Origin of the sequence: Methylobacterium currus, assembly GCF_003058325.1 — a bacterium.
Classification (GTDB): domain Bacteria; phylum Pseudomonadota; class Alphaproteobacteria; order Rhizobiales; family Beijerinckiaceae; genus Methylobacterium; species Methylobacterium currus.
Window position 1 is genome coordinate 707,880 of sequence record NZ_CP028843.1, and the last position, 15,113, is coordinate 722,992.

18 protein-coding genes are annotated in these 15,113 nt (G+C 71.2%); 5 read left to right on the top strand and 13 right to left on the bottom strand.

Features of this window, described 5'->3' with window-relative positions; all coding sequences use genetic code 11:
- Window positions 1-16: 16 nt before the first annotated feature.
- The 4 genes from obgE to rplU all read right to left on the bottom strand — a co-directional run bounded on the left by obgE (window position 17) and on the right by rplU (window position 2,581).
- Window positions 17-1,045, bottom strand: coding sequence for a GTPase ObgE (obgE, locus tag DA075_RS03240; protein WP_099951987.1), 1,029 nt, complete (start codon window positions 1,043-1,045; stop codon window positions 17-19).
- Window positions 1,046-1,113: 68 nt separating this feature from the next.
- Complete coding sequence (locus tag DA075_RS03245; RefSeq protein ID WP_099951988.1) at window positions 1,114-1,746, bottom strand: GNAT family N-acetyltransferase; 633 nt, start codon at window positions 1,744-1,746, stop codon at window positions 1,114-1,116.
- A 192-nt stretch (window positions 1,747-1,938) separates the two neighbouring features.
- A complete protein-coding gene (gene rpmA, locus DA075_RS03250; RefSeq protein WP_099951989.1) occupies window positions 1,939-2,220 on the bottom strand; it encodes a 50S ribosomal protein L27 in 282 nt (93 codons plus the stop codon).
- A 43-nt stretch (window positions 2,221-2,263) separates the two neighbouring features.
- Window positions 2,264-2,581 carry a 50S ribosomal protein L21 gene (gene rplU / locus DA075_RS03255; protein WP_048436258.1) on the bottom strand — a complete coding sequence of 106 codons (318 nt, stop codon included), beginning with the start codon at window positions 2,579-2,581 and terminating at the stop codon, window positions 2,264-2,266.
- 289 nt (window positions 2,582-2,870) lie between these two features.
- On the opposite strand from rplU, the gene DA075_RS03260 reads away from it, so the two are divergent.
- Window positions 2,871-3,266, top strand: coding sequence for a DUF2267 domain-containing protein (locus tag DA075_RS03260; protein ID WP_099951990.1), 396 nt, complete (start codon window positions 2,871-2,873; stop codon window positions 3,264-3,266).
- A gap of 179 nt (window positions 3,267-3,445) precedes the next feature.
- Window positions 3,446-4,432 carry a l-ornithine N(alpha)-acyltransferase gene (gene olsB / locus DA075_RS03265; protein WP_099951991.1) on the top strand — a complete coding sequence of 329 codons (987 nt, stop codon included), beginning with the start codon at window positions 3,446-3,448 and terminating at the stop codon, window positions 4,430-4,432.
- Between the two features lie 147 nt (window positions 4,433-4,579).
- Here the strand turns inward: olsB and DA075_RS03270 are convergent, their stop codons facing one another.
- Window positions 4,580-5,851: an alpha-hydroxy acid oxidase gene (locus DA075_RS03270; protein WP_164712201.1), complete on the bottom strand. Its 1,272-nt coding sequence runs from the start codon at window positions 5,849-5,851 to the stop codon at window positions 4,580-4,582.
- Window positions 5,852-5,987: 136 nt separating this feature from the next.
- Between DA075_RS03270 and DA075_RS03275 the strand changes: the two genes are divergently transcribed.
- Window positions 5,988-6,173 carry a hypothetical protein gene (locus DA075_RS03275; protein ID WP_099951993.1) on the top strand — a complete coding sequence of 62 codons (186 nt, stop codon included), beginning with the start codon at window positions 5,988-5,990 and terminating at the stop codon, window positions 6,171-6,173.
- A gap of 94 nt (window positions 6,174-6,267) precedes the next feature.
- Complete coding sequence (locus DA075_RS03280; protein WP_099951994.1) at window positions 6,268-6,702, top strand: tellurite resistance TerB family protein; 435 nt, start codon at window positions 6,268-6,270, stop codon at window positions 6,700-6,702.
- A gap of 3 nt (window positions 6,703-6,705) precedes the next feature.
- On the opposite strand, the gene DA075_RS03285 is transcribed toward DA075_RS03280, so the two are convergent.
- The 4 genes from DA075_RS03285 to DA075_RS03300 all read right to left on the bottom strand — a co-directional run bounded on the left by DA075_RS03285 (window position 6,706) and on the right by DA075_RS03300 (window position 9,299).
- The gene (locus tag DA075_RS03285) at window positions 6,706-7,692 is read right to left on the bottom strand and encodes a GlxA family transcriptional regulator (protein WP_099951995.1); all 987 of its coding nucleotides are present in this window, start codon (window positions 7,690-7,692) and stop codon (window positions 6,706-6,708) included.
- Complete coding sequence (locus DA075_RS03290; protein ID WP_099951996.1) at window positions 7,689-8,249, bottom strand: isochorismatase family protein; 561 nt, start codon at window positions 8,247-8,249, stop codon at window positions 7,689-7,691. The genes DA075_RS03285 and DA075_RS03290 overlap by 4 nt, the downstream gene beginning before the upstream one ends.
- A gap of 100 nt (window positions 8,250-8,349) precedes the next feature.
- Entirely contained in the window at window positions 8,350-8,964 is a 615-nt protein-coding gene (locus DA075_RS03295) for a LysE family translocator (RefSeq protein WP_099951997.1), read from the bottom strand.
- A gap of 65 nt (window positions 8,965-9,029) precedes the next feature.
- Window positions 9,030-9,299, bottom strand: a complete 270-nt coding sequence (locus DA075_RS03300) for a hypothetical protein (protein ID WP_420813104.1) — start codon at window positions 9,297-9,299, stop codon at window positions 9,030-9,032.
- Here DA075_RS03300 and DA075_RS03305 point away from each other — a divergent pair.
- Window positions 9,283-9,975, top strand: coding sequence for a LysR substrate-binding domain-containing protein (locus tag DA075_RS03305; protein ID WP_099956370.1), 693 nt, complete (start codon window positions 9,283-9,285; stop codon window positions 9,973-9,975). The two genes, DA075_RS03300 and DA075_RS03305, sit on opposite strands and share 17 nt — an antisense overlap.
- Window positions 9,976-9,997: 22 nt before the next feature.
- Here DA075_RS03305 and DA075_RS03310 read toward each other — a convergent pair whose 3' ends face one another.
- The 4 genes from DA075_RS03310 to DA075_RS03325 all read right to left on the bottom strand — a co-directional run bounded on the left by DA075_RS03310 (window position 9,998) and on the right by DA075_RS03325 (window position 14,766).
- Complete coding sequence (locus tag DA075_RS03310; RefSeq protein ID WP_099951998.1) at window positions 9,998-10,894, bottom strand: alpha/beta fold hydrolase; 897 nt, start codon at window positions 10,892-10,894, stop codon at window positions 9,998-10,000.
- 79 nt (window positions 10,895-10,973) lie between these two features.
- On the bottom strand, window positions 10,974-13,211 hold the full coding sequence (locus DA075_RS03315; protein WP_099951999.1) for a xanthine dehydrogenase family protein molybdopterin-binding subunit: 2,238 nt from the start codon (window positions 13,209-13,211) through the stop codon (window positions 10,974-10,976).
- 8 nt (window positions 13,212-13,219) lie between these two features.
- Entirely contained in the window at window positions 13,220-14,233 is a 1,014-nt protein-coding gene (locus DA075_RS03320; protein ID WP_099952000.1) for an FAD binding domain-containing protein, read from the bottom strand.
- Entirely contained in the window at window positions 14,230-14,766 is a 537-nt protein-coding gene (locus DA075_RS03325; RefSeq protein WP_099956371.1) for a (2Fe-2S)-binding protein, read from the bottom strand. Before DA075_RS03325 ends, DA075_RS03320 begins: the two co-directional genes overlap by 4 nt.
- Window positions 14,767-15,113: the final 347 nt, after the last annotated feature.

Below are 15,113 nucleotides of genomic sequence, written 5' to 3' on the forward strand. Positions count from 1 at the left end.
GCGACGCGCGCTGCCCTCAAGGCTGCCAGGCGGCCCGCTCCACCGGCGCCTCGGCCGCCGCCTCATCCATGCGGGCCATCAGGGTGCGCAGGGCCTCTGTCACGCCCTGCCGGGTCGCCGAGGACAGGACCAGGGGCTTCCGGCCGGTCTCCGCCTCCAGCCGCTCGACCTGGAGCGCCAGGGTCTCGGGATCGAGGGTGTCGGCCTTCGAGAGGGCCACCACCTCGGGCTTCTCCTCCAGGCCGTGGCCGTAGGCCTCCAGCTCGGTGCGCACCAGCCGGTAGGCGGCGCCGGCATCCTCGCTGGTGCCCTCGACGAGGTGGAGCAGCACCCGGCAGCGCTCGACATGCGCCAGGAACTTGTCGCCCAGGCCCACGCCCTCATGCGCGCCCTCGATCAGGCCCGGAATGTCGGCGAGCACGAATTCGCGGGTATCGACCCGCACCACGCCGAGGCCCGGATGCAGGGTGGTGAAGGGATAATCGGCGATCTTGGGCTTGGCGGCCGTCACGGCGGCCAGGAAGGTCGACTTGCCGGCATTCGGCAACCCGACGAGGCCCGCATCGGCGATGAGCTTCAGGCGCAGCCAGAGCCAGTGCTCCTGGCCCTCGAGGCCCGGATTGGCGTGTTTAGGGGCGCGGTTGGTCGAGGTGGTGAAGTAGGCGTTGCCGAAGCCGCCATTGCCGCCCTTGGCCAGCCGCACCCGCTGGCCGACCGTGGTCATGTCGGCGATCAGGGTCTCGCGGTCCTCGGACAGGATCTCGGTGCCGGCCGGCACCTTCAGCACCACGTCCTCGCCCTTGGCCCCGGCGCGGTTGCGGCCCGAGCCGTGCTCGCCCTTCCGCGCCTTGAAGTGCTGCTGGTAGCGGTAGTCGATCAGGGTGTTGAGACCCTCGACGCACTCGATCCAGACGTCGCCGCCCCGGCCGCCGTCGCCGCCGTCGGGCCCGCCGAACTCGATGAACTTCTCCCGCCGGAACGAGACGCAGCCGGCGCCGCCGTCTCCCGAGCGGACGTAGACCTTGGCCTCGTCGAGGAACTTCACGGGACGCACTCCAGAAATCGGTTTGGGGGCGGCCGGGGAGGAGCCCCGGCCGCCGGAATTCTATCAGATCAGGCGCCGGGCCGGCATTCCGGCCGGTCATGACGCGCGAAGACGAGGCCCGCGGCGTGCCAGGTCTTCAGGCTGTCCCAGGCCCGCCGGTCGAGCCGGAAGCGGTCGACCGGGAAGACGCCGCCCCGGGCCGGGAAGGCCTGCAGGCCGGAGCCGACCGAGGCGAAGCCGCACTTCTCCAGCACCCGGCGCGAGGCCGGGTTGACGACCCGGGCGCAGGCGGCGAGCTCGCTCCCCTCCGTATAGGCGAAGAAGGCGTCGATCATCGCCCGCGCGGCCTCGGTGGCCAGGCCCTGGCCCCAATGCGGCGTGCCGAGCCAGTAGCCGAGATGCGGCGTACCGTCCGGATCGGGCTCGATGCTCACGATGCCGATCGCCTGGGTCGGGTGGCGCCGCGGCGTGATCGCCATGACCAGCGCCCGCCCATCCGCATTGGCCCGCCGCGATTCGAGGATGAAATCGTCCACGGATGGCGGGTCGAGCGGATGCGGAATGCGGGCGGTCATCCCGGCTACGGCTTTCTCACCGGCGAAGCGGACGAGGGCTTGCGCGTCGGCCTGGCGGGCCCAGCGCAGCCAAAGCCTCCGGGTCTCGAGCCGGAAGACATCGTCGCGGGTGAGGTCGGGAAACATCGCCTGACTCCGATCCGAACCCAGAGCCTCCCGCTCGGGCACGGTTACGAGAACGACGAAGGGGAAGGTGGTGCCCCACCTTCCCCTCGGATCTCGCTCGGAGCTTGGCCGTTTGAAGGGCCCAGATGAGCAGGAGTCGCCGGGTCGGTGTGGGGACACCGGCGGAGCTCCCTCGTCACTGGCTCCGTCGGGTTACTCTGCGGCCTCCAGGGCCGGGGCGGCGTCGTTGGCGACGACCGTTACGAAGGCGCGGCCTCGTTTGGTAATGAATTGGACGCGGCCCTCGGTGAGCGCGAAGAGGGTGTGGTCGGTGCCCATGCCGACATTCACGCCGGGATGCCACTTGGTGCCGCGCTGACGCACGATGATGTTGCCGGCGACGACGGCTTCGCTGCCGAACTTCTTCACGCCGAGACGACGACCAGCCGAATCGCGACCGTTGCGGGACGAACCGCCTGCCTTCTTGTGAGCCATGGGGCTAACTCCTGGATTCTGAGAAAAGGGCTCGCGGCCAGCTTTACGCGGCGCTGATGCCCGTGACGCGGACCACGGTGAGGTCCTGGCGGTGACCGCGCTTGCGGCGCGAGTTCTGGCGGCGGCGCTTCTTGAAGGCGATGACCTTCGGGCCGCGGGCCTGCTTGACGATCTCGCCGGCGACGCTGACGCCCGAGACCAGCGGGGCGCCGACCTGGGTCGCGCCGGCGCCGTCGGTGAACAGCAGCACCTCGCCGAAGGTGACCGCGGTGCCGGCCTCGCCCTCGAGCTTCTCGATCGTGATGACGTCGTTGGCGGCGACGCGGTACTGCTTGCCGCCGGTCTTGATCACTGCGAACATCGTTCTCGTCCGTGTTCCATCCGGCCTCCGGCGCCTCGCCGGGGTCGTCTTTTTGACAGTTGACGCTCGGGAGCCTGGATTAAGGCCGCCGCGAACGCGACGGCGCGCGGACCGTGCAGCCCGCGCGCCAGATGGCACCGTTACGGGTGCGGGCGCCGTCTGTCAACGGCGGACGGCGCGGTTTCGCCGCCCCGCCTTGATTTCCCGCCCTCCTTCGCCGAAGACCGCCCGGCGGCGCGCCGGACGGCCAAGCCTCCGGAAAGCCAAGCCTGAGGAGCGGGAGACCACGATGGAAGAGCTTGTTGCCCGGGTGACGCAGGCCACGGGACTCGACGCGACCACGGCCCAGAAGGCGATCGGGCTCATCCTGGCCTTCCTGCAGAAGGAGGGCCCGGCCGAGGAGGTCAATAAGCTGATCGCGGCCATGCCGGGTGCCGATGCGGCGATCGCCCAGTCCGGCGACGGCGGCCCCGGCGAGGGCGGCGGCGGCCTGATGGGCATGCTCGGCGGCATGATGGGCGGCGGCGTGATGGCGCTCGGCCAGAAGCTGATGTCCGCCGGCGTGCCGATGGGCCAGATGCAGCCGCTCGGCCGCGAGCTGTTCGCCTATGGCCGCGAGAAGGCCGGCGAGGACGTGATGGGCCCGATCGTCGGTTCCGTCCCGGGGCTGAGCCAGTTCGTCTGATTTCTTGGCCGCTTTCTTGGCGGCGGGGCGGTGCCGCCCCGCCAACCGATTGCGGGACTTCGCAAACCCCTGTCATATTCCCGTGCCGGGTTTCGTGGTGTCTTGTCGCCACGCGGGGCGGTCGCGGCGATCGCCCCCCGGGCGCCGGATCGGTCGGCGCCGCACGGGATGCCTCGACCATGGTTCCGTTCCTCACCCGCGGCCCGGCCGGCGGCGGCCGCGATGCTCCGCCCGGAATTCCTCTGACGCGCCTCATCGGGCGCGCCGCGGAGGGCGGCATCCACCTCAAGGGGTTCGGCCAGCCCTCGCGGCTCTTCCCGCGCCTGAGGCATGCCTCGACCCCCGGGCTCGACCCGGTGCTCGGCCGCATCGGCTCCCTCGAGGTGCGCCTCGCGACGACGCCCAAGGAGGTCAAGCGGGCCCAGCGCCTGCGCTACCGCGTCTTCTACGAGGAGATGGCGGCGATCCCGACCGGCATGGCCCTGCTCAAGCGCCGCGACGCCGACGAGTACGACGCCGTCTGCGACCATCTCCTGGTGATCGACCACGCCGCCCAGGAGGCGAAGCCCTTCCGCAAGCCCAAGCCCCGGGTCGTCGGCACCTACCGGCTGCTGCGCCAGGAGCAGGCCGACCGGCATTTCGGCTTCTACACCGCCGGCGAGTACGATCTCGGCCCGGTCCTCGAGGCCAATGCCGGCAAGCGGGTGCTGGAGCTCGGCCGTTCCTGCGTGCTCAAGCCCTACCGCACCAAGCGCACGGTCGAGCTTCTGTGGCACGGCATCTGGACCTACGTCCTGCATCACCGCATCGACGCGATGCTCGGCTGCGCCAGCCTCGAAGGCACCGATCCGGAGCGCCTCGCCCTGCCGTTGAGCTTCCTGCACCACTTCGCCCGCGCCCCCGAGGGCTGGCGCGCCCGGGCCCTTCCGGGCCGCCACGTCGCCATGGACCGCCTGAGCCGCGAGGCGATCGACCCCAAGGCCGCTCTCCAGGCCCTGCCGCCGCTGATCAAGGGCTATCTGCGCGTCGGCGCCACCTTCGGCGACGGGGCGGTGGTCGATTACCAGTTCGGCACGACCGACGTGTTCGTGGTGCTGCCCGTCGAGGCGATCGCCAAGCGCTATATCGGCCATTTCGGCGCGGAGGCGGGCCGGCACGCGGCGTGAGGGGAGCGGCACAGTCCCGGTGAGACGACCGCTCCGCCCTTATCCCATCCGCGACCTGAGGATGAGGCCGTGGGCGGGATTACCTGCTGGAGCGGTCGGACAAGCTCGACCGGTCGAAAATGTCCGTCGGAGCACCGAGCTTCGCCCTCACCATCCACCACCCCGCCGCGCCCGCACGTGATCCCGCGTGATGGCATCGAGGGTCGGCGTGCCGAGCAGGGTCATGGCGTTGTCGAGTTCGCTCCGGAAGATCTCGATCGCCCGGGAGACGCCCTCGGACCCGCCGGCCGACAGGCCCCACAGGAAGGGCCGCCCCAGACTGCAGGCGGTGGCGCCGAGCGCCAGAGCCTTGATCACGTCGGTGCCGCGGCGCACGCCGCCGTCGAGGATGATCTCGGCCCGGCCCGCCACCGCCTCGGCCACGTCGGGCAGGGCCGCGATCGCCGCCGGCACGTCGTCGAGCTGGCGGCCGCCGTGGTTCGACACGATCACCGCCTCGATCCCGAGCGCCGCCGCCTTCTCGGCATCGGCCGGATGCAGCAGGCCCTTCAGCGCCATCGGGCCGTGCCACTGGTCGCGGATACGCGCGATGTCGTCCCAATTGGCCGAGGGGTCGAACAGCGAGGCAACGTGCTGCGCCACGCTGGTGAAGCCGCTGCCCGCGACCTCGAAATTGCCGAAGCCCAGCCGCGACCGGGCGGCCCCGGCGAGCCAGGCCGGACGGCGGGCGAGGTCGAGGGCGGTGGAGAGGCGTGGCCGCAGCGGCATGGTGAAGGCGTTGCGCAGGTCGCGCTCGCGCCGGCCCTGCACCGCGAGGTCGACGGTGAGGCACAGGACCCGGTAGCGCGCCGCCGCGGCCCGGTGCAGCAGCGCCTGCATCCACTCCCGGTCGCGCAGGAAATAGAGCTGGAACCAGCGCTCGCCCTCGGGCGCGCCCTCCGCCACGTGCTCGATCGAGCCGACGGAATTGGTCGACAGGCAGTAGGGAATGCCGGCCCGCGCCGCCGCCTGCGCGCCCGCCACCTCGCCGTCCGGCCAGAAGAAGCCGGCGAGCCCGGTCGGCGCCATCATGATCGGCAGGGATGAGGGATAGCCGAGGATCGGCCGGGAGAGGTCGCGGGTGCCGACATCGACGCCGACCCGCGGCATCAGCATCCAGGCGTCGAAGGCCTCGACGTTGTCGCGCAAGGTGCGCTCGTCCTCGGCGCCGCCGTCGATGAAGTCGAACACCGCCTTCGGCAGCCGCCGGGCGGCCTGGCGGCGCAGGTCCGCGATGGCGTGGGCCCGCTGCAGCCGGGCGGTCAGGCGGGTCGGGGCGGCAGGCGCCGGCGCCCGGGCCGGTGCGCGCGGCGGCGGCGTCAGGGCGGAGGACGGCCGATGGGCCAGAGCCCGCCCCGTATGGGGCTCGTCTGCATCCACGCTTGCCTCCCCTCCGGTTTTTGCGATCCGGTCGTCCCGACGGGTAGCACCGGCGCAAGGCCGCCCGCAACCGGCAAGCCGGGGCGGGGGAGGGCGGCGGAACGGCGGACGATGCCGCGCGTCACCCTTCGCGATCGTGATCGGCGACGTCACCCACGTGGCGGCGGGGCCGGCGGCGACCGTCCTGCCGCTCATTTCCGGCGAGGTCGGTCCCGGCCAGGCCCTCGGCGGAATGATCCTGCCGGCCCTCCTCGGCTACGGTGTCGGCGGCCCCGGCCTGTTCGCGCTCCTGGCGCATGCGCAGGTGCCGCAGGAGCTGTGACGGAATGCCCGTGCTGCGCTGCGGCAGGCTGCCGATTTTCTCTCCCGACCGCGCTTGCTAAGGAGGGCACCGCCAATTCGCGTAAGGGAGACCGATGAGCTTCGTCCAGGCGGCCTTCGGCCGGTTCAAGCAGACGGTGACGGCCTATGCGGGCGATGCCCCGCTGATGCGGGCCGCGGTGTCGGCCTGCGCCAACGTGATCGTGGCCGACGGCGAGGTCGCGGGGGCGGAGTTCGAGGCCGCGCTGAAGGGCATGCTGGCCGATCCGATCCTCGAGAAGGGCTATGACAGCCTGATGCTGGAGGAAGAACTCTACGACGCGATCGGCCGGGCCCGCACCCGGGCCGGGCGGATGCAGAACCTGCACTTCATCGAGGCCGTCGCCGAGCGCCCGGCCGAGCAGCGCCAGAGCGTCTTCCTCATCGCTGCCGACGTCGCCGATTTCGAGGGCATCAGCCCGTCCGAGCACTGGGCCCTGACCGAGGTGGCGGCGGGGCTCGGGCTCGACCGGGACGCGCTGCTCTCCTGAGCCTCAGCCCTCCCTGAGCGCGCTCGGCGGCCGGTCGTGCAGGCGGCTCCAGGCCCGGCGGAGCTGGCGCGGCGAGGCGAAGCCGGCCCGCTCGGCCACGCGCTCCATGTCGAGGCGGGTCTGGGCGAGGAGGTCGCGGGCCAAGGCCACCCGCAAGCCGTTGATGTAGCCCGGCAGGCTCATCCCGGCATGGCGGTTGAACAGCCGCGAGAGGTGGCGCGGGCTGGTGGCGGCGATGTCGGCCAGCGCCTCCAGGCTCCAGGCCCTGGCCGGATCGGCGCTCACCGCGTCCTGCACCCGGTGGATCGCCGGGTGCAGGTGGTTGCGGCCGTCGAGCCAGGGCGAGATCTGCGGGTCGTTGCCGGCCCGGCGCAGATACACCACGAGGTAGCGTGCCACCGCCGCCGCGCAGGCCGGATCGACGAGACGCGCCACCAGATGCAGCATCAGGTCGATGCCGGCGGTGATGCCGGCGCTGGTCAGCCGCTCGCGGTCCTCGACGAACAGCCTGTCCTCCAGCACCCGGGCCTCCGGGGCGAGCGCCGCGAGTTCGGCGCAGGCCGCGTGATGGGTGGTGCAGGCATACCCATCGAGGAGCCCGGCCCGGGCCGCCAGCAGGGCGCCGGAGCAGATCGAGACCAGGCGGTGGCCCGGCCGGATCGTGTCCCGCAGCCAGGCGACGATCGCCGCCTCGGCGGCCCGCTCGTGGTCGCCGGGAGGCGAGGGGTCGTCGAGGATCCGCTCCGCCGTCCCGGCGAGCACCACGGTCGCGCCCTCCGGCAGCGGTGCGGGCAGGGGAGAGAGGCCCGCGAGCGCGAGCCCGGTCGAACTCGTGACCTCCGCGTACGGCCCGACATGGATGACGCGGAACCGCACCCGGTCCTGGAGCAGGTTGGCCTTCCGCAGCACTTCGACGGGCCCGGCCACGTCGAGGAGAAGGGTGCGCGGCGGGCAGACCACGACGACAGGAATGTCCGCCGTCGCGCTCATGCGGCGAGGCGGGAGACTGGGCTGGCCAAGGCCTCCTCGACGGTGGCGATGCGGGCGAAGCGCCCGGCGAGAACCAGCTCGGTGCGGGCCCGGATCTCGTCGGCGCTCCAGCGGCGCCCGGCGGCATCCGTCATCGCGAAGGTCAGGGTCGCCTCGGCGACGTAATCGACGCCGTAGCCGATGTCCGAGGCGTGGCGGGTCGTGGTCTCGCAGCACTGCTCGGTGCGGATGCCGCTGACGATCAGCCGGCGGATGCCGTTCTGGTTCAGCCAGACCTCGAGTCCGCTGCCGACCAGCGCGCTGTGGCGCCGTTTGTGGAACACCGCGTCGGGCGTCAGCCGCAGGGGCTCCAGGGTGCGGACATGGCCGGAGGCGAGGGAGAACGGCCCCTGGTCCTCGACGTGGAAGACCTGCAGTACCGGGACGTTTCGCGCCACGGCGCCGTCGATCAGTCCTTGCGTCCGGTCGAGGAAGCGGGGGAGGTCCGCCTCGTCCCAATAGGGACGCTGGCGAAACGAGTCCTGGACGTCGATGACGAGGAGGGCGGTGTCCGGCATGGGCTTGATCCTTAAGGGTTGAGACGGCGTCAGGATAGGCGCAGCCCCAGGGTCCGAAAGGCCGCCCGCGGACCGGAAGCGGACGAAAAAGGACAGAGGCTCAGCGGGCCGCGACCACCGCCAGGCCGGCTCCCACCATGACCCCGCCGGCGGCGCGGTTCGCCCGCCGGACGGCAACGCGGGTCCGTAAGGTGCGGCGCAGCCGGCCGGCCAGCACGACATGGCCGCCGATCACCAGGGCCTCGACGGCCAGGATCACGCCGGCGAGGATCCCGACCTGGGCCGGCGTGAGGGCGGCGCCGACCACGTTCGGCAGCAGGGCGAGGTAGAACAACGGCATCTTCGGATTGCCGAGGTTGAGGGCGAGGCCGGTGAGGACGCTCGCCGCGAGGCCGGGCCGCGTGCCGCCCGCTCGCTCCGCCGGCAGCACCGGCTCCGCGATCCAGAGGCGGATCCCGGCAAAGACCAGGTAGGCGGCACCGAGGTAGCGCAGGACCGTCATCGCCAGCCCCAACTCCTGCGCCACGACCGCGAGCCCGCCGGCGGCGAGGACCAGGACGGCCAGGATGCCGACCACCATGCCGAACCCGTAGGCGAGGCCGGCGGCCGGTCCGTGCGACAGCGTGCGGGCGACGATGGTCATGTTGTCGGGCCCGGGGCTCGCGGCGAAGACCAGGAAGGCTGCCGCGAAGGCGAGAAGCGTCGTGATGTCCATCAGGCGTGCCCCTTCGACAGTAAGCGTGACGTCCATCCAAGAACCGGGCCAAACTTGACGCTGGATCACCCCCGCGCTGCGGCCAGATGCGTTCGCGGCGTCCTGCGCCGCAGGCCCAGCAGCAGCGCGAGGGCCGTTCCGGCCGCGGCGGCGCCCGCCAGCGACACGGCCGGGAAGCCGGGGCCCGCATCGATCACCCCGCCGCCGAGAGCGGCCCCGATCGCGTTGCCGAGATTGAAGGCGCCGATATTCATCGCGGAGGCGAGGTTCGGGGCCGCGGCCGCCGCGCTCACCACCCGCATCTGGAGCGGCGGCACGATGGTGAAGCTCGCCACACCCCACAGGAAGATCAGCGGCCCGCAGGCCCAGGCGGAGCGCATCCCCGCCGCGAACAGCACCAGGAGCACCGCCCATGGCCGCCTGGTCGTCGTGCCGTTGCTGGCGGAGTTCGTCGCGCGCTACCCCGAGATCACCGTCGAGATCGATCTCAGCGACCAGATCGCGGACGTGCTCGGTGGCCGGACCGACGTCGCGATCCGCTTCGGCCCCCTCGCCGACAGCCCGCTGACCGCCCGCCGCCTCGGCGAGACCGGGCGCACGGTCGTCGCGGCCCCGTCCTACCTCGCCCGGGCCGGCGTGCCGCGGGTCCCGGCCGATCTCGCGCGGCACAATTGCCTGGATTTCAGCTTCCGGCGCATCGAGCCCGGCTGGCCATTCCGTGAGGCGGGGCGCGATGTTCTGCTCGCGGTGGGCGGCAACCTGACGGCCAATAGCGGCGAGACGCCGGTGCAGCTCGCGGTCCAGGGGGTCGGCATCACCCGGGTGGGGAGCTTCCATATCCAGCAGGAGGTGGCGAGCGGTCAGCTCGTCCCCCTCCTCGACGCCTACAACCCGCAGGATCGCGAGAGCATCCACGCGGTGTTCGTCGGCGGCGCCACGGTTCCGGCGCGGGTGCGCGTCCTGGTCGATTTCCTGGCCGAGCGGATGCGGGCCCGGTCTCCCGACGGGTGACCGAGCCGCGTCGGTCGGTCCGTCAGTGCTCCCCGACCTCGCCCAGATGCGTCAGGAGCGCCTCCGCCACCGCGTCCGGCGCCTCCCTGGTCGGGAAGTGGCCGACATCGTCGAGCTGCACCTGCCGGTACGGGCCGGTGAAATGCTGCTCTTGCCCTGAGAACGAGGCCGGCAGCACGCAGGTATCGGCGCCCCCATGGATCACCAGGGTCGGCACCGCGATGTGGCTCGCATCCTCCGCCGCCTGTCTCAGCTCGGCGAAGCGCGAATCGGGCGCGTCGGCGCCCCAGCGCGAGCGGTAGAAGTTGAGGGTGACCGCCGCCCAGTCCGGGTTCTGGAACGACGGCGCCGTCTTGCCGAAGGTGTCGTCGCTGAACCACGGCCCGGGCGGGCTCCAGGCCACCCATTGCTCGCGGGCGAAGGCGACCGGGTTCTCGCGCACGAAGGCGGCGCCCGGCGCGGTGTTCATGAACCACTGGTACCAGAAGGCCCGCACCTGCGGCAGGGGCGGCACGCCGATGCGGCCGGGCGCCCAGGGCACCGAGAGAGCGGCGATCGAGGACACCCGCTGCGGCCGGGCTGCGGCGAGCAGGTAGGCGACGCGGGCGCCCCAGTCGTGCCCGATCACCGGCAGGCGCGAGAAGCCTAGGCCGTCCATGAAGGCGAGGATGTCGGTGGCGAGCGCCGCCGTCTCGCCGCTCTTCGGACCTTCGGCGTTCAGGAACTTCGTCGGCCCGCAGCCGCGCCAATAGGGCACGATGGTACGCCAGCCGGCGGCGTTCAGCTTCGGCACCACGCCATCGAAGGTCCGCGGATCGTCCGGCCAGCCATGCAGCAGCAGGACCGGCTGGCCCATATCGGGGCCCGAGGCCTCGTAGGTGATCTCGACCTCGCCGGCCGTGACGCTGTTGACGTCCATGGGCAATGCTCCCGCCTATCAACGCGAAGGGCGGGGCCTTGAAGGCCCCGCCCTTACATTCCTTCGGTGACCAGATGGGTCAGCCGATGATCTTGTCGATGGTGATCGGCAGCTCGCGCACCCGCTTGCCGGTGGCGTGGAACACCGCGTTCGCCACCGCGGCGGCGGCGCCCACGATGCCGATCTCGCCCAGACCCTTGACGCCGAGCGGGCTGACCTTGTCGTCGTGCTCGTCGACGAAGATCACCTCGATGTCGTGGATGTCGGCATTCACCGGCACGTGGTACTCGCCGAGATTGTGGTTCATGATCCGGCCGAGGGTGTGGTCGAGCATCGACTCCTCCTCCAGCGCGGCGCCGATCCCCATCACCACCCCGCCGAGGATCTGGCTGCGGGCGGTCTTGAGGTTGAGGATCTTGCCGGCCGCGATGGCGCTCACCACCCGCGTCACCCGCACCACGCCGAGGTCCTCGTCGATCTTCACCTCGGCGAAGACTGCCGAGTGGGTATAGGCCGAGAAGCGCATGTTGGTGAGCATGCTCGGCTTGACCTTCTCGGTCGCCTCGACCCGCTCGACGCCGCCGGCCCGCATCGCCTCGGCGATTCCGACCTTTCGCGAGGGGTCGGTCTGGAGCCGGATCTCGCCATCCGCGAAGGTCACGTGGGCGAAGTCCGCATTCGCCAGCGGCGATTCGCTCATGCTGCGGGCGTAGCCGAACAGCTGCTCCGCCACCTTGCGGCAGGCCGCCTGCACGGCGGCGCCCGAGGAGGCCGCGGTCCAGGAGCCACCGGCGAGCGGCGCCTCGGGCAGCGCCGTGTCGCCGAGCCGGGTCGTCACCTGGTCGAGGGCCAAGCCGAGCGCGTCGGCGCCGATCTGGGCGAGGATCGTGTAGGTGCCCGTCCCCAGGTCGGCGGTGGAGCAGGCGAGTTCCAGCTTGCCGTCGGGCGTGAGCGTGGCGCTCGCGCTCGACTGCATCATCATGGCCTCCCAGACGCCGGTCGCCATGCCCCAGCCGACGAGCTCGCGCCCGTCGCGCATGGAGCGGGGCTCCGCCTTGCGCTTCGACCAGCCGAAGCGCGACGCGCCCTGCTCGTAGGCGGCGCGGAGCGCCTTCGAGGTGAACTCCTTGCCTTCGCCCTCGTCGTGCTCGGCGTAATTGCGCAGGCGCAATTCCAGCGGATCGACGCCGGTGGCATAGGCCAGCTCGTCCATCGCGCATTCGAGGGCGAAGATGCCCGTCACCGCACCCGGCGCCCGCATGTCGGACGGGGTGTAGGTGTCGATCTTGGCAAGCTTGTAGTCGAGCGTGACGTTCGGGCAGTGATAGAGCAGGCCCGACCAGTTGACCACGGCTTCCTGGTAGTCCTCGAAGGTCGAGGTGCCTGCGACCGCATCATGCGTCAGCGCCTGGAGGCGCCCGTCCTTGTCGGCGCCGAGCGCCACGGTCTGGAAGGTCTCCGGCCGGTAGCCGAAGGTGAACATCTGGTCGCGGGTCAGCACGACCCGGACCGAGCGCTTGAGGTCGAGGGCGGCAGAGACCGCCAGGTAGAGCTGGTATTGCGGCCGCAATCCCGAACCGAACCCGCCGCCGACGTAAGGGGTGATCACCCGCACGTCCTCGGGCTTCAGGCTGAACACGCTGCAGACATAGCCTTGCGTGTTGTTCACGCCCTGGATCTTGTCGTGGATGGTGAGCTTGCCCTCGCCCTCGTAGACCACCGTCGAGGCGTGCGGCTCCATCGGGTTGTGGTGCTCGATCGCCTGCTTGTACTCGTGGCGCAGCTGGATCGGCGCCGCGTCGTAGGCGCCGGCGGCATCGCCCCGCGGATCCGGCGGCGGCTTGATGCCGGAGCGCTTCTTCGGCGGCACGTAGGCCGCGTCACGGTTCTTCTCGAGGTCGGTGTTCGGCACCTCCTCCTCATAGGTCACCTTGACCAGGCTGGCGCCGTAGCGGGCGAGCTCGAAGCTCTCGGCCACCACCAGGGCCACCGGCTGGCCGCCATAGACGATCTCGGGTCCGTTGAGCGCCCGGAACGGCGAGCCGGGCGGCGCGACCTGATCGCGGTAATTGTAGTCGAGCCAGGCGGTGCGCGGCTTGTTCTCGTGGGTGAACACCTTGATCACGCCGGGCACCGCCTCGGCGGCCTTGGCGTCGATCGCCGTGATGCGGCCCTTGGCGATGGCGCTCGACACGACGACGCCGTGGGCGAGGTCGGGGGCGGTGAACTCCGCGGCGTATTTGGCGGCGCCCGTCACCTTGGCGGGGCCGTCGAGCCGGCTCCGGGCAGTGCCGACGTAATGCGAGGGGGTGGCCATGGATGTCCTCAGGCGATGCGCTTGTCGGTCTGCGATTGCGGCGTGCCGGCGGCGGCTTGGCTCAAGCCCCGCACGATGGCGCGCCGCGCCAGCTCGACCTTGAAGGCGTTGTGGGCGTAGGGCCGGGCTTCGGCCAGGATCACGTCCGCGGCCTCGCGGAAGGTCTTTTCCGTCGCCGGCTTGCCCTGGAGGCGTCCCTCGGCGTCCGCGTTGCGCCAGGGCTTGTGGGCGACGCCGCCGAGCGCGAGGCGCGCGGTGCGGATCGTGTCGCCGTCCAGCTCGATCACGGCTGCGACCGAGACCAGCGCGAAGGCGTAGGAGAGCCGGTCGCGCAGCTTCAGGTAGGTGTAGTGCTTGGAAAAGTCCTCGTCCGGCAGGTCGACCGAGAGCACGATCTCGCCGTGCCGGAGCGTGGTGTCGCGTTGCGGCTCGTCGCCCGGCAGGCGGTGGAACTCACCGAACGGAATGGCGCGCCGGCCGTCCGGCCCCTCGACCTGCACGATCGCGTTGAGCGCTGCCAGCGCCACGCACATGTCGGAGGGATGGGTGGCGATGCAGGTGTCCGAGGCGCCCAGGATCGCGTGGATGCGATTGACGCCGGTCATCGCCGGGCAGCCGCTGCCGGGCTCGCGCTTGTTGCAGGGCGTGCCCTCGTCGTAGAAATAGTAGCAGCGGGTGCGCTGGAGCAGGTTGCCGCCGGTCGTGGCGGCGTTGCGCAGCTGCGGCGAGGCCCCGGCAAGGAGCGCGCTCGCGAGCAGGGGGTAGCGCTCGTTGACCAGCGGGTCGTAGGCGACGGTGGCGTTCGGCACCAGCGCGCCGAGCCGCAGGCCGCCCTCGTGCTGGACGATCTCGTCGAGCGGCAGGCGGGTGATGTCGACGAGCCGGCCCGGCCGCTCGACGTTGTACTTCATCAAATCGACGAGGTTGGTGCCCCCGGCGATGAAGCGCGCCGCCGGATCGGCCGCGAGGGCCTGCACGGCCTCCTGCACGGTGCCGGCGCGGGTATAGGCGAACCGGTTCATTCCGCGGCCTCCCGGAAGGTGCGGTTCGCTCCGCCCGTCGCCTTGTTCTTCAGCACGTCCTCGACGGCGTCGACGATGTTGGTATAGGCGCCGCAGCGGCAGATGTTGCCGCTCATGTGCTCGCGGATCTCCTCGCGCGAGCGGGCGCGGCCCTCCTCGATCAGCGCCACCGCCGACATGATCTGGCCCGGCGTGCAGTAGCCGCACTGGAAGGCGTCGTGCTCGACGAAGGCCGCCTGGACCGGGTGGAGTGTCCCGGTGGACAGGCCCTCGATGGTGGTGACGTGGGCGCCGTCCTTCTGCACCGCCAGCGCCAGGCAGGAATTGATCCGCTTGCCGTCGACGATGACCGTGCAGGCGCCGCACTGGCCGTGGTCGCAGCCCTTCTTGGTGCCGGTGAGGTCGAGTTCCTCGCGCAGGAGGTCGAGGAGGGTGGTCCAGGGCGCGACCTGGAGCTGCCGCTCCTGCCCGTTGACCGTGAGGGTGACGGGGATCGTCCCCGGTGGGGCGGAGGAGCCGCTTTCGCTCAGCATGGGCTTGGCCATCACTCGTGAGGGGCCCGGCACCGGGGCGCGCCGAGAGGGCACGCGGCCCTGAAGCCGGGCGGCATACCCGATAACCGTTCTAGTGTGGGGTCGTTCCCCAAGGGAGCCCGGGGGGTCTGCGGGCAGGTGGTCGCGGGGGAGGGGCCTGGCGTGATCGCGGTTGCGTGCGAAAGTCCGCCCACGATCTGCGCCCCAACTCGGCGCATGATGGCTGTTCTTCGTTGTTTCTCGGCGGTTTTGTTCGGTCGGAAAATACAGATGTTGCACCCTCCGTGTCATCCCGGGTTCGCCTGAAGACGAGAATCCGGGATGACGCGAATGATTTGAGTTGGATC